General features: G+C 73.2%; 12 protein-coding genes and 1 pseudogene. 9 read left to right on the top strand and 4 right to left on the bottom strand.

The genetic code is table 11. From position 1 onward, the window contains the following. The first annotated feature begins 63 nt into the window (after nucleotides 1-63). The 5 genes from OHT52_RS10270 (at nucleotide 64) to sucD (ending at nucleotide 7,660) form a co-directional block, all read left to right on the top strand. Nucleotides 64-1,293: an ATP-binding protein gene (locus OHT52_RS10270; RefSeq protein WP_328719826.1), complete on the top strand. Its 1,230-nt coding sequence runs from the start codon at nucleotides 64-66 to the stop codon at nucleotides 1,291-1,293. Beyond that, nucleotides 1,290-3,737, top strand: a complete 2,448-nt coding sequence (locus OHT52_RS10265; RefSeq protein ID WP_328719825.1) for a DUF5682 family protein — start codon at nucleotides 1,290-1,292, stop codon at nucleotides 3,735-3,737. Before OHT52_RS10270 ends, OHT52_RS10265 begins: the two co-directional genes overlap by 4 nt. A 256-nt stretch (nucleotides 3,738-3,993) precedes the next feature. Beyond that, nucleotides 3,994-5,196 carry a VWA domain-containing protein gene (locus tag OHT52_RS10260; RefSeq protein WP_328723685.1) on the top strand — a complete coding sequence of 401 codons (1,203 nt, stop codon included), beginning with the start codon at nucleotides 3,994-3,996 and terminating at the stop codon, nucleotides 5,194-5,196. A 378-nt stretch (nucleotides 5,197-5,574) separates the two neighbouring features. Continuing rightward, complete coding sequence (gene sucC, locus OHT52_RS10255; protein WP_328719824.1) at nucleotides 5,575-6,756, top strand: ADP-forming succinate--CoA ligase subunit beta; 1,182 nt, start codon at nucleotides 5,575-5,577, stop codon at nucleotides 6,754-6,756. Nucleotides 6,757-6,775: 19 nt separating this feature from the next. Continuing rightward, the gene (gene sucD, locus OHT52_RS10250) at nucleotides 6,776-7,660 is read left to right on the top strand and encodes a succinate--CoA ligase subunit alpha (protein WP_266708217.1); all 885 of its coding nucleotides are present in this window, start codon (nucleotides 6,776-6,778) and stop codon (nucleotides 7,658-7,660) included. A gap of 160 nt (nucleotides 7,661-7,820) precedes the next feature. On the opposite strand, the gene OHT52_RS10245 is transcribed toward sucD, so the two are convergent. Further along, a complete protein-coding gene (locus tag OHT52_RS10245) occupies nucleotides 7,821-8,690 on the bottom strand; it encodes a hypothetical protein (protein WP_328723995.1) in 870 nt (289 codons plus the stop codon). A gap of 300 nt (nucleotides 8,691-8,990) precedes the next feature. Then, nucleotides 8,991-9,182, bottom strand: a pseudogene (locus tag OHT52_RS10240) (helix-turn-helix domain-containing protein); the annotation flags it as partial. 108 nt (nucleotides 9,183-9,290) lie between these two features. Between OHT52_RS10240 and OHT52_RS10235 the strand changes: the two are divergent. Beyond that, complete coding sequence (locus OHT52_RS10235) at nucleotides 9,291-11,177, top strand: cell division protein PerM (RefSeq protein ID WP_328719823.1); 1,887 nt, start codon at nucleotides 9,291-9,293, stop codon at nucleotides 11,175-11,177. An 86-nt stretch (nucleotides 11,178-11,263) separates the two neighbouring features. Here OHT52_RS10235 and OHT52_RS10230 read toward each other — a convergent pair whose 3' ends face one another. Both OHT52_RS10230 and OHT52_RS10225 read right to left on the bottom strand, forming a co-directional pair. Then, nucleotides 11,264-12,289 carry a glycoside hydrolase family 11 protein gene (locus tag OHT52_RS10230; RefSeq protein WP_328719822.1) on the bottom strand — a complete coding sequence of 342 codons (1,026 nt, stop codon included), beginning with the start codon at nucleotides 12,287-12,289 and terminating at the stop codon, nucleotides 11,264-11,266. 873 nt (nucleotides 12,290-13,162) lie between these two features. After that, nucleotides 13,163-14,248, bottom strand: coding sequence for a hypothetical protein (locus tag OHT52_RS10225; protein WP_443046541.1), 1,086 nt, complete (start codon nucleotides 14,246-14,248; stop codon nucleotides 13,163-13,165). Between the two features lie 267 nt (nucleotides 14,249-14,515). On the opposite strand from OHT52_RS10225, the gene purN reads away from it, so the two are divergent. From purN to OHT52_RS10210, 3 genes are all read left to right on the top strand, one after another. Beyond that, nucleotides 14,516-15,187: a phosphoribosylglycinamide formyltransferase gene (gene purN / locus OHT52_RS10220; protein WP_328719821.1), complete on the top strand. Its 672-nt coding sequence runs from the start codon at nucleotides 14,516-14,518 to the stop codon at nucleotides 15,185-15,187. After that, nucleotides 15,174-16,727, top strand: a complete 1,554-nt coding sequence (purH, locus tag OHT52_RS10215) for a bifunctional phosphoribosylaminoimidazolecarboxamide formyltransferase/IMP cyclohydrolase (RefSeq protein WP_328719820.1) — start codon at nucleotides 15,174-15,176, stop codon at nucleotides 16,725-16,727. The genes purN and purH overlap by 14 nt, the downstream gene beginning before the upstream one ends. Nucleotides 16,728-17,001: 274 nt before the next feature. Continuing rightward, a complete protein-coding gene (locus OHT52_RS10210) occupies nucleotides 17,002-18,633 on the top strand; it encodes a DUF2079 domain-containing protein (protein ID WP_328719819.1) in 1,632 nt (543 codons plus the stop codon). The last annotated feature ends 25 nt before the right edge of the window (nucleotides 18,634-18,658 follow it).

Here is an 18,658-nt window from a genome sequence, read left to right as displayed (position 1 = left end):
GTCAGTGGCGTGGTGCACGGTGGTGACACATCGGACGAGCGATGAGCGATCTGGAGGGGGACCATGACCGTGTACGAACGAGCCGGACAGGACGCGGCCACCGGGCACGCGCCGGACGGCAGCACACCGGGCGCCGACGCTCAGCCGGGGGTGCCGCCGGGCGGGGTGCCGCCGGCCGGTTCGCAGCCGGACGGGGCGCTGCCGGACGCGGGCGCGCGGGCGCTCAGGCCGCACGCGGAGGTCGCGTTCGCCGACGAACTCAAAGCGCTGGCCGCCGCCGACGACCGTCCCAGGCCGGCCCGTTGGCGGCTCTCTCCGTGGGCCGTCGCCACCTATCTGCTCGGTGGGACACTCCCGGACGGCACGGTGATCACCCCCAAGTACGTGGGCCCGCGCCGGCTCGTCGAGGTCGCCGTGACCACGCTCGCCACCGACCGCGCCCTGCTGCTCCTCGGGGTCCCCGGCACCGCCAAGACCTGGGTCTCCGAGCATCTGGCGGCAGCCGTCAGCGGGGACTCGACCCTCCTCGTCCAGGGCACGGCCGGCACGCCCGAGGAAGCGATCCGGTACGGCTGGAACTACGCGCAGTTGCTCACTCACGGACCGAGCCGTGCCGCCCTGGTGCCCGGCCCGCTGATGCGAGCCATGGCCCAGGGGCTGACCGCCCGGGTGGAGGAACTGACCCGCATCCCGGCCGACGTACAGGATGCGCTCATCACGATCCTCTCGGAGAAGACCCTCCCCGTCCCCGAACTGGGGCAGGAGGTCCAAGCGGTCCGCGGATTCAACCTCATCGCCACCGCCAACGACCGCGACCGGGGCGTCAACGAGCTGTCCAGCGCGCTCCGCCGCCGCTTCAACACCGTCGTGCTGCCGCTCCCGGCGACGCCCGAGGACGAGGTGGACATCGTCTCGCGACGCGTCGAGCAGATGGGCCGCGCCCTGGACCTGCCGGCCGCACCCGAGGGGCTGACCGAGATCCGGCGCGTGGTCACCGTCTTCCGCGAACTCCGCGACGGCGTCACCACGGACGGCCGCGTCCGGGTCAAGTCCCCCTCGGGCACGCTCTCCACCGCCGAAGCGATCTCCGTCGTGACCCACGGTCTGGCACTCGCCGGCCATTTCGGCGACGGGACACTGCGCCCGGGGGACGTGGCCGCCGGAATCATGGGGGCGGTCGTCCGCGATCCGGCGGCGGACCGGGCCGTCTGGCAGGAGTATCTGGAGACCGTCGTCCGCGAACGGGACGGCTGGAAGGACTTCTACCGGGCCTGCCGCGAGGTCTCGCCATGACCTCGCCCCGTCCGAATCCCGCATCCGCGCCTCCGGCGCCCGGGGGCCAGGGGCCGCTGCTGCTGGGTGTGCGGCACCACGGCCCTGGGTCCGCACGTGCCGTGCTGGCCGCACTGGAGGCGGTGCGGCCGCGTGCCGTGCTGGTCGAAGGACCGCCGGACGGCGACGCGTTGCTGGCGCTCACCGCCGATCCGGACATGCGGCCCCCGGTGGCGCTGCTCGCGCACGCCGAGGACGATCCGGGGCTGGCGTCGTTCTGGCCGATGGCGGAGTTCTCGCCGGAGTGGGTCGCGATCCGCTGGGCGCTCGCGCACGGGGCGGCCGTCCGCTTCATCGACCTGCCCGCCGCCCATTCGCTGGCTCTCGCGGCGGCGGCCCAGGGCGAAGGACCGGGGGAGACCGCGCCGGCTCCGCCCGACCCGATCGCGGTGCTGGCCGAAGCCGCCGGTCACGACGACCCCGAGCGGTGGTGGGAGGACGTCGTCGAACACCGGTCCGCGGTGACCGGCGCCGACTCCGTCGCCCCCTTCGCCGCGCTGGCCGAGGCGATGACGGCGCTGCGCGAGACGTACGGGGACGGCGGGCACCCTCTCGACGCCGTACGTGAGGCATTCATGCGTATCCGGCTGCGGGCGGCCCGGAAGGAGTTCGGCGACGAGGTCGCGGTCGTCTGCGGCGCCTGGCACGTGCCCGCCCTCGCCGCGCGGACGACCCTCACCGCCGACCGCGCCCTGGTGAAGGGGCTTCCCAAGGTCAGGACCGCCATGACCTGGGTGCCCTGGACGCACCGGCGGCTGGCCCGGCGCAGCGGATACGGCGCCGGGATCGAGGCCCCCGGCTGGTACGCCCACCTCTTCCACGCCCGGGACCGGCCCGTCGAGCGATGGATGACGAAGGCCGCGGGTCTGCTCCGCGCCGAGGACCGGTTCGTCTCCCCCGCCCACGTCATCGAGGCGGTACGGCTCGCCAAGACGCTCGCGGCCCTGCGCGGGCGCCCTCTCGCCGGACTCGACGAGGCCACCGACGCGGTCCGGGCCGTCATGTGCGACGGGTCCGACGTACCCCTCGCCCTCGTCCACGACCGACTCGTGGTCGGTGAGGTGCTCGGCGAGGTCCCCGAGGACGCACCGGCCGTGCCGCTCCAGCGGGACCTGACCCGGCAGCAGCGCACCCTGCGCCTGAAGCCGGAACCGCCGGACCGTGAGGTGGAGTTCGACCTCCGCCGGGACACCGACGCGGCGAGGAGCCGGCTGCTGCACCGGCTGCGTCTTCTCGCCGTGGGCTGGGGCGAGCCCGTGGACGGACGGGGGAGTACCGGCACCTTCCGGGAGACCTGGCGGCTGCGGTGGGAGCCGGAGCTCTCGGTCCGGATCGCGGAGGCAGGCACCTGGGGCACCACCGTGCTCACCGCCGCGACCGCCAAGGCGGAGTCGGACGCCTGGAACGCGACCACCCTCGCCGAGATCACGGCCCTCGCCGAACTCTGCCTCCTCGCCGCTCTGCCCGACGCCCTGCCCGTGGTGATGCGGGCCCTCGCGGACCGGGCCGCGCTCGACGCGGACGTGGCCCGCCTCGCCGAGGCCCTGCCCGCGCTGGCCCGGTCGCTGCGGTACGGCGACGTGCGGGGCACGGACACCGCCGCCCTCGGCGAGGTCGCCGCCGGACTGGCGACACGGATCTGCGTCGGGCTCCCCGCCGCGTGCACGGGCCTGGACGCCGACCGTGCGGAGGCGATGCGCCGCACGGTGGACGAGGTGCACGGCGCGATCACCCTCCTGCCGGCCCCGGACGGGCCGGGGGTCTCGGGCGGGGCCGGGGTTATGGGCGGGGCCGGGGTTTCGGACGGGCCGGGGGTCTCGGGCGGGGCCGGGGTCTCGGGCGGGGCCGGGCCCTCCGGCGGGCCGGGGGCGCCGGACGCTCCGGGCCCCGGCGGGCCGCGGGGACGCTGGGCGGCGGTGCTCCACAAGCTGTCCACCCGGGACACGGTCGCCGGTGTCGTGCGCGGTCGCGCCACCCGGCTGCTGCTGGACGAGGGCCGGCTCGGCGACGACGAGGCCGCGCGGCTCATGGGCCTCGCCCTCTCGCCCGGCACCCCGCCCCCGCACGCCGCCGCGTGGATCGACGGCTTCATCGGAGGAGCCTCCGGAGGCGGGATGCTCCTCGTGCACGACGAGCGCCTGCTCGCCCTCGTGGACGGTTGGCTGACCGGCGTACCCGACCACGCCTTCGCGGACGTGCTGCCGCTGCTCCGCCGCACCTTCTCGGCGTACGAACCCGGCGTACGGCGCACCCTGGGAGAACTGGCCCGCCGGGGTGGGGCCGCGGGCGGGCGGGCGCGCGGGCCCGGCACGGAAGCAGCTCTGCCCGGCTACGGCCCCGAGCTGGACGGGCCCCGCGCCGACGCCGCACTCCCGGTGCTGCGCCTGCTCCTGGGCCATGTCTGACACGGCCCGGGCCCGACCGACGGGTCCCGGAGTACACCGAGCGCGCCCCGGCCGGACCTCGACCGGCCGACCGCCCCGGCCGGACCCGACCGCCCACCCCGAGCCCGACCGCCCCGGCCGGACCCGACCGCCCACCCCGAGCCCGACCGGCCCGACCGCCCCGGCCGGACCCGACCGGACTTCCACGTAGAGGAGTTGATCGACCGTGACGACACGCGCCCCCGGCTCCGGGCAGCCTGCGGAGCCCCAACGCGCCCTGCCCGACAGGACATCCGAAGACGAGCGGCTGAGGCGGTGGCGGCTGGTGCTGGGCTCCGACAGTGCGGAGTCCACCGGCCACACCCCCGAGGGCCGGGACGCCGCGATGGACCGTACCCTCACCGCGCTCTACGGCGGCGGGAAGAACCCGGTCACCCGGTCACCCGGTGAGCGCGGGGCCGGACTCGGCGCGTCCGCCCCCGCCGCGGCACGCTGGCTGGGCGACATCCGTACCTACTTCCCCGCCCCGGTCGTCCAGGTCATGCAGCGGGACGCGATCGAGCGGCTCGGTCTCGCCGCCCTGCTGCTGGAACCCGAGCTGCTGGACGCGGTCGAAGCCGACGTCCACCTCGTCGGCACCCTTCTCTCGCTCGGCGGGGCGATGCCGGAGACCACGCGGGAGACCGCCCGCGCGGTGGTGCGCAAGGTCGTCGCCGACCTGGAGAAGAGGCTGGCGGGCCACACCCGGGCGACCCTCACCGGCGCCCTCGACCGGTCCGCGCGGACGGGCAGACCGCGCCACCGCGACATCGACTGGAACCGCACCGTCCGAGCCAACCTCAAGAACTGGGTCCCGCTCCCCGCAGCGGACGGCGCTGCCCTTCCGAGCGGTGGTGCCGGTGCCGGCACGGTGGTCCCGGAGCGGCTCATCGGTTACGGCCGGGTGGGCCGGGCCGTGCGCAAGGAGGTCGTTCTCTGCGTCGATCAGTCGGGTTCGATGGCAGCCTCCGTCGTCCACGCGGCCGTCTTCGGGGCGGTCCTCGCCTCGATGCGCTCGCTGGACACCCGGCTGATCGTGTTCGACACGGCCGTCGTGGACCTCACCGACCGACTGGACGACCCCGTCGACGTTCTCTTCGGCACCCGGCTCGGCGGCGGAACGGACATCAACCGGGCCCTCACCTACTGCCAGGCGCGCATCACCCGCCCCTTCGACACCGTCGTCGTGCTGATCAGCGATCTCTACGAAGGCGGGATACGGGACCGGATGCTCCAGCGGGTCGCGGCGATGAGGGACGCCGGAGTGGAGTTCGTGGCACTGCTCGCGCTCTCGGACGAGGGGGCGCCCGCGTACGACCGCGACCACGCGGCGGCCCTGGCCGCCCTCGGGGTCCCCGCCTTCGCCTGCACCCCCGACCTCTTCCCGGAGGTGATGGCGGCGGCTCTGGAGAAGCGCCCCCTGCCGGTCCCGGAGCGGTAGCGCCCGAGCGGCGCGGCCCCGCGCCCGGACCGCGAAGGTGGTCCTTATCTCACCGGCCCGAGGGTTGGGGGGACGCGCGCGCGGCCGTCGTCCCGCCCGTTCCGCCCGCACCCCCGCTGACCAGCGTGGCCACCGGTGCGACACCGTGCCGTTTTGTCCCCTCCGGCCCGGTCACCAGCGGTGTCTGTGACCGTAATCACCGCTCGTGCGCGATCTCCGATTTAGGGTCGGGCGGAGCGCGGGGATAACCTGCCGGATGGACATGCCGCGTACCGGACACCGTGTACGCATTCCTGGTGACAGCGCAGTCACGTTTGCCCCTCGCGGCACGCCCACGCATCAAACCAACCGCGAGACCACTAAAAGGGACGGACGCGCGTGGACCTGTTCGAGTACCAGGCGAGGGACCTCTTCGCCAAGCACGGTGTACCGGTGCTGGCCGGTGAAGTCATCGACACGCCTGAGGCAGCCCGCGAGGCGACCGAGCGGCTGGGCGGCAAGTCCGTCGTCAAGGCGCAGGTCAAGGTCGGCGGCCGCGGCAAGGCCGGCGGCGTCAAGCTCGCCGCCACGCCGGACGAGGCGGTCGCCCGGGCGACCGACATCCTCGGCATGGACATCAAGGGCCACACGGTCCACAAGGTGATGATCGCCGAGCTGTCCCCCGAGATCGAGGCGGAGTACTACGTCTCGTACCTCCTCGACCGCACCAACCGCACCTTCCTCGCCATGGCGTCGGTGCAGGGCGGCATGGACATCGAGGAGGTCGCGGAGAAGACCCCCGAGGCCCTCGCGAAGGTCCCGGTCAACGCCGTCGACGGCGTCGACATCGTCAAGGCCCGCGAGATCGTGGCCCAGGCGAAGTTCCCGGCCGACGTGGCTGAGGGTGTCGCCGAGGCGCTGGTGACCCTGTGGGACACCTTCGTCGCCGAGGACGCGCTCCTCGTCGAGGTCAACCCGCTGGTGAAGACCAAGGACGGCCGCATCCTGGCCCTGGACGGCAAGGTCTCGCTCGACGAGAACGCCGACTTCCGCCAGCCCGGTCACGAGGCGCTCGAGGACAAGGCCGCGGCCAACCCCCTCGAAGCCGCCGCGAAGGCCAAGAACCTCAACTACGTCAAGCTCGACGGCGAGGTCGGCATCATCGGTAACGGTGCCGGACTGGTCATGTCGACCCTGGACGTCGTCGCGTACGCCGGTGAGAACCACGGCAACGTGAAGCCCGCCAACTTCCTCGACATCGGTGGCGGCGCCTCCGCCGAGGTCATGGCGAACGGCCTGGAGATCATCCTCGGCGACCCGGACGTCAAGTCCGTGTTCGTCAACGTCTTCGGTGGCATCACCGCTTGTGACGAGGTCGCCAACGGCATCGTCCAGGCGCTCGCGCTGCTGGAGAGCAAGGGCGAGAAGGTCGAGAAGCCGCTCGTCGTGCGTCTCGACGGCAACAACGCGGAGCTGGGTCGCAAGATCCTTTCCGACGCCAACCACCCGCTGGTCCAGCGTGTGGACACCATGGACGGCGCGGCCGACAAGGCCGCCGAGCTCGCCGCGGCTGCGAAGTAAGGACGAGGGACTCCACACCATGGCTATCTTCCTCACCAAGGACAGCAAGGTCATCGTCCAGGGGATGACCGGCGCCACGGGCATGAAGCACACCAAGCTCATGCTGGCCGACGGCACCAACATCGTCGGTGGCGTGAACCCGCGCAAGGCCGGCACGACCGTCGACTTCGACGGCACCGAGGTCCCGGTCTTCGGCTCCGTCGCCGAGGCGATGGAGAAGACGGGCGCCGACGTGTCCGTCCTCTTCGTGCCGCCGGCCTTCGCGAAGGCCGCCGTCGTCGAGGCGATCGACGCCGAGATCCCCCTCGCCGTCGTCATCACCGAGGGCATCGCCGTCCACGACTCCGCCGCCTTCTGGGCGTACGCGGGCTCGAAGGGCAACAAGACCCGGATCATCGGCCCGAACTGCCCGGGTCTGATCACCCCCGGCCAGTCCAACGCCGGCATCATCCCGGGCGACATCACCAAGCCCGGTCGCATCGGTCTCGTGTCCAAGTCCGGCACGCTGACCTACCAGATGATGTACGAGCTCCGTGACATCGGCTTCTCCTCCGCCGTCGGCATCGGTGGCGACCCGGTCATCGGTACGACGCACATCGACGCCCTCGCGGCGTTCGAGGCGGACCCCGAGACCGACCTCATCGTCATGATCGGTGAGATCGGTGGCGACGCCGAGGAGCGTGCCGCCGACTTCATCGCGAAGAACGTCACGAAGCCGGTCGTCGGCTACGTCGCGGGCTTCACCGCGCCCGAGGGCAAGACCATGGGCCACGCCGGCGCCATCGTCTCCGGTTCCTCCGGCACCGCCGCCGCGAAGAAGGAGGCCCTTGAGGCCGCCGGCGTGAAGGTCGGCAAGACGCCGACCGAGACCGCCAAGCTGGCGCGCGAGATCCTCGGCGCCTGATCACGGGCAGTTCGGCGGCCCCGCCGCCGCACCCCGCGTGAACGCGTCACGACGGCGCGGGCCCGTACCCCTTTCACCGGGGGCACGGGCCCGCGCCGTTCGTCGTTCCGGACGCCCCGCTCCGGAAGGGGGAGCGGGACGTCCGCGGAGTGGCCGGTCGTCAGCGGGCCAGCGGCACCACGCGTTCCGGTCCGTGGACGAGTTCCTCGCGCAGGGACGCCTGGAGTTCCAGGTCCTGTTCGGTCAGGCGCTGCGGGCCGCCGCGCGGGGGGACGCCGCCGACGCGTTCGGCGGGGGAGAGGGGTTCCTCGTACTGGGTCGGCGCGGTGTGCAGGGTGAAGGCGGTCGCCCCGATGAGCAGGGCGGCGAAAGCGATGGCCGCCCGGGTCCACAGCTGAGCCTTGCGCTCGCTCCCGGCGCGGACGGCCTTCGGGGCGGGCAACGCGGGTGGCGGTTCGACGGCCGCGAGGGCGTGGAGCCGCTCGCGCAGCCGGGCGGAGAGTTCCGTGGACGACGGGGCCTCGGCCAGTTCGGGCAGCCGCTCGGCGAGTGCGGCACGCGCGTTCACCAGCCGCCCGGCGGCGGCCGGTGTGCTCGCCTCCGTCTCGGCCGCCGTCTCCGGCAGATCGAGCCCGATCCCGTCGTAGAGGAGCACGGTACGACGGGAAGCGGGCGGCAGCGCGAGGAACGCTTCCAGCGTCGCCTTCCGCTCCGGGTCGGCGGGCGGGGCGTCCGGGTGGCGGTGGGCGCGGTGCACTCGGCGCCACGGAGACAGCGCGTAGTCGTGCGCGGCGGCCCGCACCCATCCCACCGGGTTCCGGTCCGTGGCGACTTCGGGCCACCGCTCCCACGCCGTGTGGAACGCGCGCTCCACGGACTCCTGGGACAGGCCCCGGCGCCCGGTCAGCAGGAAGGCCTGGCCCGCCAGTCCGGGGGCGGTCCGGTGGTAGAGCGCGTCGAACGCCCCCTCCGGGGTCGGCCCCGCAGGCACGTCGGGTTCGGGCGGAACCGGAACAGCGTCGTCCGGCACCGGAACGACATCGGGCGGAACCGGAACAGCGTCGTCCGGCACCGCAACGGCATCGGGCGGAACCGCGTCGCGGTCGCCGGGGCCCTCGGCGGTTCGCTCCGGAGAATCCGGGGCCGGGTCCGGCAAACCTGGGTCCGGGGAAGGGGTGGGGTCGGGGTCGGTCGGGGACATGGGTGTGCTCCCGGTGGCTGCGGCGATGGGGGGTGGCGCCGCGGCGGCTGCCGTACCGGGCGCGGTGGGAGGCCCGGGCGGTGCCGAGGTGCTCCCGGGGCCTGGTGGGTGGCCGGCGCGCCCGATGAGCCGGGCGTACGCCACCCGCTTGCGTCCACGCGGGGTCGTACGCCCCGACTCCCAGGACCGGACGGTGGCCGGGGTGACCCCGACCGCGGAAGCCACCTGCTCCTCGCTCAGTGATTTCGCCTCGCGCAGCCTCCGCCGTTCCTTGGGGGGCGGCAGTGGAACGTCGGCGGTGCCGGTCGTACGCTCCGTCACGGGTGGCCCCCCGTAACACTGCACCGGGTGAAAAAGTACATAAACGTATATTGGGCGACACGGCGCCCGTTCGCCCGTTACACGGATTCAGCGCGTGTCGTTGGCAGCATGGCGGGCGTGACCCAAGTGACCGATCGCAGCCCGATGTTGTCCTCCGGACGCGGCAGGGCCGCAGCCCTGGCCTTCGCGCTCCTGCGCGGTTCGATCGCGGCCGGACTCGGTCTCGGCACCCTCACCGTCCTTCTGCTGGGACTCTGGATCAGCTCGCCGTACTCCGACGCCGGACCCGGCCGGGCGGTGCGCACGGCGGCGGCTCTGTGGCTGCTCTCGCACGGTGCCGAACTCGTCAGGACCGACACCCTCAGCGGTGTCCCCGCCCCGGTGGCGACCGTTCCCCTGCTGCTGACGGCGCTCCCCGTGTGGCTGCTGCACCGGGCCGCCCGCGACGCGCTGGACGCGGCGGACCCCGTGTCCGTGGCCCCGGTGGACGCGACGGAGGACCGGCCGCCGTCGGCAGCCGCCGTCTGCTGCGCGGTGATGACCGGTTATCTGCTGGTGGTGGCCGGAGCGGTGGCCTCCGTACGGTCGGCTCCGCTGCGCGTGGACACGGGGGCTTCGGCCACGCTGGCGTTCCCCCTGGTGGCGGTGGTGGCGGGCGCCGCGGCGGCCGGAGTGTGGACCGCGTCCGGCCGGCCGCTCGGCGCCACCCCTTCATGGGCGCCCCTGCGGGTCCAGGAGGCGGTGGCCCGTACCCTCTTCCGCGACCGGGCCGAGGCGGCGACCCGGTCGGCGCTGGCGGGGGTCGCGGTGCTGCTCGGCGGCGGCGCGCTGCTCGTCGCGGTGGGGCTCGTACGGAACAGGGCCGCGACCGAGGAATCGTTCCTGGCGCTCTCCGACGAGGTGTCCGGGCAGGTCGCCGTGGTGCTGCTCGCGATGGCGCTGGTGCCGAACGCGGCGGTGTGGGCGGCGTCGTACGGACTCGGGCCCGGCTTCTCGCTCGGAACGGCGGCCACGGTCGCCCCCCTCGGGTTCCACGGCGACCCCGCCCTGCCCGGGTTCCCGCTGCTGGCGGCCCTGCCGCAACCGGGTCCGGGAACGGCCGTGAACGCGGCGGCCGGCGTGGTCCCCCTGATGGCGGCCGCCGCTGTCGCCTGGTTCACCGTGCGCAGGGCGGCCCCGCTGTACGGAGCGCGCGAGGATGCCTGGGGCCCGGGGGAGACCGCGTTGGTCACGGCTCTCGCGGCGATCGGCTGCGGTGCGGGCACGGCAGTTCTCGCCGCCCTCGCGGGCGGGCCGATGGGCACCCGGGCGCTCGCCGAGTTCGGACCGGTCTGGTGGCTGACCGGCGCCGCCGCGGTGACCTGGACCGCCGTCCTCGGAGTCCCCCTGGCCCTGCTGATGCGGTCCTGGCGACTGCGGGAACAGACCTGGGGCTGGCGGTGGGAGGCGGCCGAGACGGTGCGGGGCGCGGGAGCCGCGAGCGCGGTGCCCGAAACCGTGGCGGCGCAGGAGTGGACGGTGCTGCCTGCCCGCGCGTTCGGTTCCTGGCGGTCCGGGGCCCCGTCCCCGTCCGGGACCTCGTCCGGGGCCGCTCCTGAGGCGGCTTCCCCGGGCGGGGCGGCCGAGGTGTCCACCGGAGGTGCTCGTGACGCGCGCCCCTGGTGGAACCCGCGCCTTCCCTGGCGGAAGCCCGGGAAGCCGGACGCCGCGACCACCGGGACGCCGCCCGCTCCGCCGGACTCCGCGAGCCCGGCGCCCGGTGAGGCCGCGGACGGGACGCCCGGCCACGTCGGACGCGTCGGCCCGGAGCACCCGGCCGAGGCATCCGCCGCGCCGGCCGTCGCCCCCTCGGCTCCACCCGTCGCCCCCTCGGCGCCCCCCGTCGCTCCCGCCGAACCGGGGTCCGAGCAGTACGACTTCCTGCCGAGGTCGGAGCCCGCGGGCCGTCCCGAGCCGGAGGACCCCCGGCCGACGACGGACGGCGCGACAACCTGAGGCTGCCGCGCCGCCGCGCCGGTCGGGGTCCTGTCGATGTGCGGTACGAGTGCCGTGGTCGACAGGGGTGGTGCGGTGGGTGCGGGTCAGCTCGCGGTGCAGGTGACCGTCGGCCAGGTCCAGGCGCCGTTGGCCTGGATCGTCACGCCCCAGTTGTTGCCGCTGCCGTTCGGTTTGGCGACGAGCTGCTGGGCGCTCGGATAGCTGGCCCCGATGTTCCAGGTGGAGAGGACCTTCTCGGGCGAGGGCACGTTCATGGTGACGGTCCAGTTGCTGGAGCCGCTGACCGAGACGTTGAGGTTGTAGCGGTCGCTCCACTTGTCCCCTGCGGAGAGCGTCGCGGTGCAACCACTGCTCCCGCCGCCGGTGCCGCCGCCGCCGGTGCCGCCGCCGCCGGTGCCGCCGCCCGTACCGTCGACCGTGATGTTGGAGCTACCACTGCTCTGGTAGCCCTCGGTGGCGAGCACCATGTAGTGGTTGAACGAACCCAGGGGCATGCCCTTGCTCGCCCAGGCGTCGAAGTGGTTGCCCGTGGTGATGGTGCCGCCGGTCTTCTTGGACTGCCGGACGCTCCAGTACTGCTTGAACGTCTTGTTGTCCCCCTCGATGGACGGGGCGTTGGTCCGGGTCGTCTCGTAGATGTCGTAGGTGCCACCGTCGGTGGTCACCGTGCCCTTGAAGGTCCCGGTGGGCCGGTAGGTGCCCCAGTTGTCGACGACGTAGTACTCGACGAGCGGGTTGGAGGTCCATCCGTAAAGGGCCAGATAGGCGTTTCCGGACGGGTTGAACGTGCCGGTGTAGTTCACGCTCCGGCGTCCGCCGTTGCTCCATCCCTTGCCGGCGACGAAGTTGCCGACGTTGCTCCAGTTGGTGCTGTAATTCCCGCCGGAGCCGAGGTTCATGGAGACCGATCCGCCACCGTCGGACCAGTACGAGTAGTAATAGCCGTTGTTGGTGCCGGTCTGGTTCGTGTTGATCGTCGTATCGGCGTTGGCGGTGCCCGGCAGGATCAGCGCGGTCACCGCCGCAGCCAGGGCGAAGGCCCGGCCGAGGAGCCGGAAGCGGCCGAGGCCGCGACTCCTCGAACGAGTGGTGCCTTCCTTCATGAACATGCTTCCTCCTTGTGCGGACTGGCCGGCGGCCAGGTGGCGAGACGCCACCCCGGGCCCAGAAATGTCATGGACGCGTCAGATCCGGAGTCGCGTCGGTGTAGGGGCGACGCGGCGGGTGGGGCGTTCCTGACGCGGCCGGGAGCCGGAGGGGCGGGTCGGTCGTGCGGGTGCCTCAAATCAACGGCCTTTGAGGTCTGTCAGCGACGTCAGTGTTGATTCGGCGCCCTTGGGTGTCAATGGTTTCGGCAGCTATAGCGAAAAACTTTTTTGCCCCTAGGAGGGGGCTGGAGTGTATTTGCCCAGGTCAAGGCAATATTTATCCAGGGTGGCGCGGTGGAGGTCGGGGTAATCCTCGGATGCGGGAAGTAATGGGGAGTCGATGAAGGGTGTGGAATTCGAAACATTTCGAAAGTCTTTCGACCATGCACGGGTATGTCGGAATGCGTATCCGGCGGGTATCCGGGGCGGGGTGCAGGGGTGCAGGGGTGCAGGGGTGCCGGGGCGACGGCGAGTGTCTCCGGCGGAGAGCGGCGGGAGAGGGTCAGGGGGCGCCGCAGGTCGTGTGGAGGCGCGCTTGCCAGGAGGGGCGCCGTGGGAGCGGGGCGGGCGGGGCGCGCGCCTCGGCTCCGCACGGCTGGGGTGGCCGGATTCCGCCCTCGCGTGAACGGCCCTCGCCGTGCGGACGGGGGCCCGTGCGCACGAGTCCCCGCTGGAGGAGCCCGCCCCGGGCGAACGCCCCCGGGGCGGGCGGCCGTCGGGCGGACGGCCCGCTGCCGAGCGCACGCCCGCCCTCGCGCGCGGGCCCGCCCCGTGCGAACGGCCCGGCTCCTGGATCGGAGCCGGGCCGTTCGCGCGGGGCGGGGGAGGGGTGGGTCAGTTCTTGACGCCGAAGATCGGTTCGAGGGTGTCCGGCAGCAGGTCGTTGCAGGCCAGTGCGCTGGAGCGGGTCAGGGCGTCGTCCACGCAGGTGTAGTAGTCGCGGTAGACCAGCTCGACCGTGAACGTCCCGGCCACCATCAGCAGCGCCAGCAGCGCGGTCACCAGGCCGCTGACGGCGGCCGTGGTCTGCGGCTTGCCCCCGGGGGCCGGTACGGGGCGTCCGAGCTGACCGCCCGGCGGTACGGAACCGGGCGCGGGCTGTCCGGCGGACGCACCGGCGACACCGCCGGCCGTCGGCGCACCGATGCCGGGGGGCGTACCGGTCTGGCCGGAACCCGCCGTACCGTCGGCACGGGCGGGCGGCTTCGGCTCGGCACGCAGCGAGCTGATCGCCCAGTACGTGCCGAGCGCGCCGAGCAGCAGCGCGATCTCCGGGAAGCCGAACAGGACGAAGAAGAAGGCCCACATTCCGCTGAGCACCGCGTAGCGAGCACGGCGCTGGGCGGGATCGGTGGGGTCCCACCGCATTCCGCCCCGGCCGCCGTCGGGCCTCTCCGGACCGCCGCCCGCACCGGGGCGCCGGCCGAAGTCGCCGCCCTCGCGGCCCGGCTGCCGGTCGCTCCACTGGCTGCCCCAGGCGGGGCGGCCGTCGGACGGGCCGTTCCCGTTGCCGTTCCCCTGGCCGGTTCCCTCGCCCTGGCCGTTGCCCTGGCCGCTGTGGGCCGAGGGGTGGCGCGGCCGCCAGGGCTGGTCGGGGCGCCCCTGCGGGGGCGCGGCGAACGGGTTGTCCTCGACGGGTGGGGCGGGGGTGCCGGGGGCGGGCGTGTCCCCGCCCCCGGTACCGCCGGGGGCGGCCTGCCCGCCGGGCGTGCCCGGCGCACCCGGATCGGCCGGACCGGTGGAGCCGGGCGCCTCGGAGCCGCCGTGCGGCGAGGGCTGCCGCTCCCGCAGCAGGGGAGTCGCCGGCGCGGGACCCGGCACGGCCGGGGCGCCCCCGGTCAGCGGGGAGAGGTGCGGATGGCGCGAAAGGCGCGAAGGCTGGAAAGGGCGGGAGTCGGTGCGGCGGCGTCGGTCCGGCATGTGGTGAACGTCTTCCCCATCTCGTCGTTTCCGCCCGTCGGACGGTTCGCGTCCCCTGACGCTACCTCCCGCCCACGCCCCCGTCCCGTGGGGGCCGCAGGGTGTGCCGGTATCGTTGCCGACGACCGGTCCGTTCGTAGGGTCCCCCGTACTCGAGGGCGATCCTCGTTCGTAGGACCGTACAAAGAGACCGTACGAAGAGTTCGTCAGTCCAAGAGTTCCGCCGGCACGACGCAGGCGCGTCACCACGCGAGAAAGGGCCCAACCGTGGCCTCGCCCACCTCAGCCGATCCGGCTCGTCCCGCCGATCCGGCCCGTCTGGTCGTGCTGGTCTCCGGTTCCGGTACCAACCTCCAGGCCCTGCTCGACGCCATCGACGCCGACCCTCAGGGATACGGTGCCCGGGTCGTCGCGGTCGGCGCCGACCGTGAGGGCATCGTCGGCCTGGAGCGGGCCGAGCGTGCCGGTGTCCCCACCTTCGTCCGCAAGGTGAAGGACCACGCCACCCGCGGGGAGTGGGACGCCGCGCTGGCCGCCGCCACCGCCGCGCACCGGCCGGACCTCGTCGTCTCGGCCGGGTTCATGAAGATCCTGGGCAAGGAGTTCCTGGCCCGGTTCGGCGGCCGGATCGTCAACACCCACCCCGCCCTGCTCCCGAGCTTCCCCGGCGCCCACGGAGTGCGTGACGCACTCGCGTACGGCGTGAAGGTCACGGGGTGCACCGTCCACTTCGTCGACGACGGTGTCGACACCGGTCCGATCATCGCGCAGGGCGTGGTCGAGGTGACCGAAGAGGACACCCCGGAGGGCGAGTCCGCTCTCCACGAACGCATCAAGGAAGTCGAGCGCAAGCTGCTCGTCGAGGCCGTGGGGCGGATCGCCCGTGACGGTCATCGCATTGAGGGACGAAAGGTTCATCTCGGTCATGTCGGTGAATAAGCCCATCCGTCGCGCCCTGGTCAGTGTCTACGACAAGACGGGGCTGGAAGACCTCGCCCGCGGTCTGCACGAGGCCGGCGTCGAGCTCGTCTCGACCGGCTCCACCGCCGGAAAGATCGCCGCCGCCGGTGTCCCCGTCACCAAGGTCGAGGAGCTCACCGGCTTCCCCGAGTGCCTCGACGGCCGCGTGAAGACCCTCCACCCGCGCGTGCACGCCGGCATCCTCGCCGACCTGCGCCTGGACGCCCACCGCGAGCAACTCGCCGAGCTGGGCGTGGAGCCCTTCGACCTGGTGGTCGTCAACCTGTACCCGTTCAAGGAGACCGTCGCCTCCGGCGCCTCCGACGACGAGTGCGTCGAGCAGATCGACATCGGCGGCCCGTCCATGGTCCGCGCCGCGGCCAAGAACCACCCGTCCGTGGCCGTCGTCACCAGCCCCGAGCGGTACGCCGACGTCCTCGCCGCGGTGCGGGCCGGCGGCTTCGACCTGACCGCCCGCAAGCGGCTCGCCGCCGAGGCCTTCCAGCACACCGCCGCGTACGACGTGGCCGTGGCCTCCTGGTTCGCCGCCGACTACGCCGCCGCGGACGACTCGGGCTTCCCCGACTTCTTCGGTACGACGTACGAGCGCTCCAACGTGCTGCGCTACGGCGAGAACCCGCACCAGCCCGCGGCCCTCTACACCTCCGGCAGCGGCGGCCTCGCCGGGGCGGAGCAGCTGCACGGCAAGGAGATGTCCTACAACAACTACACGGACACCGACGCCGCGCGCCGGGCCGCGTACGACCACGCCGAGCCGTGCGTCGCGATCATCAAGCACGCCAACCCCTGCGGCATCGCCGTCGCCGACGACGTGGCCGAGGCGCACCGCAAGGCGCACGCCTGCGACCCGCTCTCCGCGTACGGCGGCGTCATCGCCGTCAACCGCCCCGTGACGGTCGAGATGGCCGAGCAGGTCGCCGGGATCTTCACCGAGGTCATCGTGGCCCCGGCGTACGAGGACGGCGCGGTCGAGATCCTCGCCCGCAAGAAGAGCATCCGCGTGCTGCGCTGCGAGGGTGCCCCGACCGCCCCGGTCGAGGTCAAGCCGATCGACGGCGGCGCACTGCTCCAGGTCGCCGACCGGCTCCAGGCCGACGGCGACGACCCGGCCAACTGGACGCTCGCCACCGGCGAGGCGCTCTCCGCCGACGAGCTGAAGGACCTCGCCTTCGCGTGGAAGGCGAGCCGCGCGGTCAAGTCCAACGCGATCCTGCTCGCCAAGGGCGGCGCGTCGGTGGGCGTCGGCATGGGCCAGGTCAACCGGGTCGACTCCGCCAAGCTCGCCGTCGAGCGCGCGGGCGCCGAGCGGGCCCAGGGCTCGTTCGCCGCCTCCGACGCCTTCTTCCCCTTCCCCGACGGTCTGGAGATCCTGACCGCCGCCGGGATCAAGGCCGTGGCCCAGCCGGGCGGTTCGGTCCGCGACGAGCTGGTGGTCGAGGCCGCGAAGAAGGCCGGCGTGACCATGTACTTCACGGGCACGCGTCACTTCTTCCACTGAGCCGCGCGCTGACGCGGTCAGGAACCCCGCCGTCGAGGTGTGACGGCCGTGCGGCCCGCCGGGACTTCCCGGCGGGCCGTCCGCGTACCGGGGCCGCGGCCGTCGGTGAACGGGACGGAACCGAGGGCTCCTCGGGGTCCCGGCTCTCTGTTCTAATGGATCGCTTGTCCGAAGGGGTGTGCGAGGCCGCGCGATCCGCGTGGCCGCCCGATCCGCGAGACCCTCCGATCGGCGTGCACGACTCGATGCGAACCGGTGGGTGAATTCATTGCGGATGGGGAAAGCGGCGCCCGGCCCGGGTGGCGACGAGCGGAGCCGTACCGGAGGCGGCTGGTCCGTCCCGGCTCAGCAGACGCGCGGCAAGGACCCCGGTGACCGGAGGGACGACGACCTGCCGCCGGCAGCCCCCGACGCGCCCGCTCCGGACGCACCGGCCCCCGAGGCGCCCGCTCCCGACGCGCCGGCCCCGGACTCACCGGCCCCGGACTCACCGGCAGCCGACTCACCGGCAGCCGAGGAGCGGCCCGGCCGCGTCCCGCTGCGCCCGTACCTGATCATCGGTGCGGTCCTCTGCGCCCTGTACTTCCTCTACGCCTACTTCCAGTACGCCCGCTTCGACTCGCCCTCCTGGGACCTCGGCATCTTCGAGCAGGAGGTCCGGGCGTACGCCGGGTTCCACGCGCCGGTCGTCGACATCAAGGGCCCCGGCTACCTGATCCTCGGCGACCACTTCTCCCCGGCGGTGGCGCTGCTCGTCCCGCTCTACTGGATCTGGCCGTCCGCCGTCGCCCTGCTGTTCGCGCAGGCCGCCCTGTTCGCGCTCTCCGCCGTCGTCGTGGGACGCACGGTCCAGCAGGTCCTCGGTGGGCGCTACGGGCCCTGGGTCACGGTCGCGTACGGCCTCTCCTGGGGGCTCCAGGAGGCGGTGAAGTCCGACTTCCACGAGATCGCCCTCGCGGTCCCGCTGATCGCCCTGGTCTGCCGGGCGCTGCTCACCGAGCGCTGGTCGGCGGCCGTCCTGTGGGCCCTGCCGTTGGTCCTGGTCAAGGAGGACCTCGGCATCACGGTGGCCGCCGTCGGGCTGGTCCTCTTCGTCCTCGGACAGCGGTTTTGGGGCACCCTGCTCGCGGTCACCGGAGTCTGCTTCTTCGTGCTCACGGTCTTCGTCCTCATACCGGCGGCCAGCAGCGCGGGCGGTTACGACTACTGGAAGAAGATCGAGACCGACGGCCAACAGCACGTCTCCACCCTCGACGTGGTCCTCGGGGCGTTCGACTCGTCCGTCAAGATCGAGATGCTGGTCTTCCTCTTCGGCATCACCGCCTTCATGAGCCTGCGTTCACCGCTGGCGCTGCTCGTCCTGCCCACGCTCGGCTGGCGGCTGCTCTCCCAGGACCCGAACCACTGGGGCATGGTCTGGCACTACAGCGCCGTCCTCATGCCGGTGGTCTTCCTCGCCATGGCGGACGGCATCCGCCGCAGCCGTACGTCCCCGAGGCCCTGGCTCGTCTCCTTCGGGAACGTCGTCGTCCCGGTGACCGTGGGCATCGCCTTCGCGATGACCCAGCACCTGCCGCTGCGCGAACTGCTGCGTCCGGAGACCTACCGTGCCGACGCCGGGACGTACGCGGCGCGCGAGGCGATGGCCGCGATCCCGGTGGGCGCCCGCGTCGAGACCGACATCGCGCTGATGGCGCACCTCACCTCCGACCGGACCGTCTACTGGATCGGCGGCGCACCCGGCACCGCCCCCGACATCGTCGCCTTCAACCTGGACTCCGGCTGGGCCCGTTCGATCCAGGACCCGGCGGCGTACGCGACGCAGCTGCACCCGGAGGCGGCGTACCGGCTCAAGCTCCGCACCGGCAGCATCGTCGTGGTGGAACGGATTCCGGCGGCGGGCTGACCCCGGGCCCGGACACGACGAAGGC

The sequence above is a fragment of the Streptomyces sp. NBC_00247 genome (assembly GCF_036188265.1).
Lineage (GTDB): Bacteria > Actinomycetota > Actinomycetes > Streptomycetales > Streptomycetaceae > Streptomyces.
Note: the sequence above shows the minus strand (reverse complement) of the source record. Positions and strands in the feature narration are given on the sequence as shown.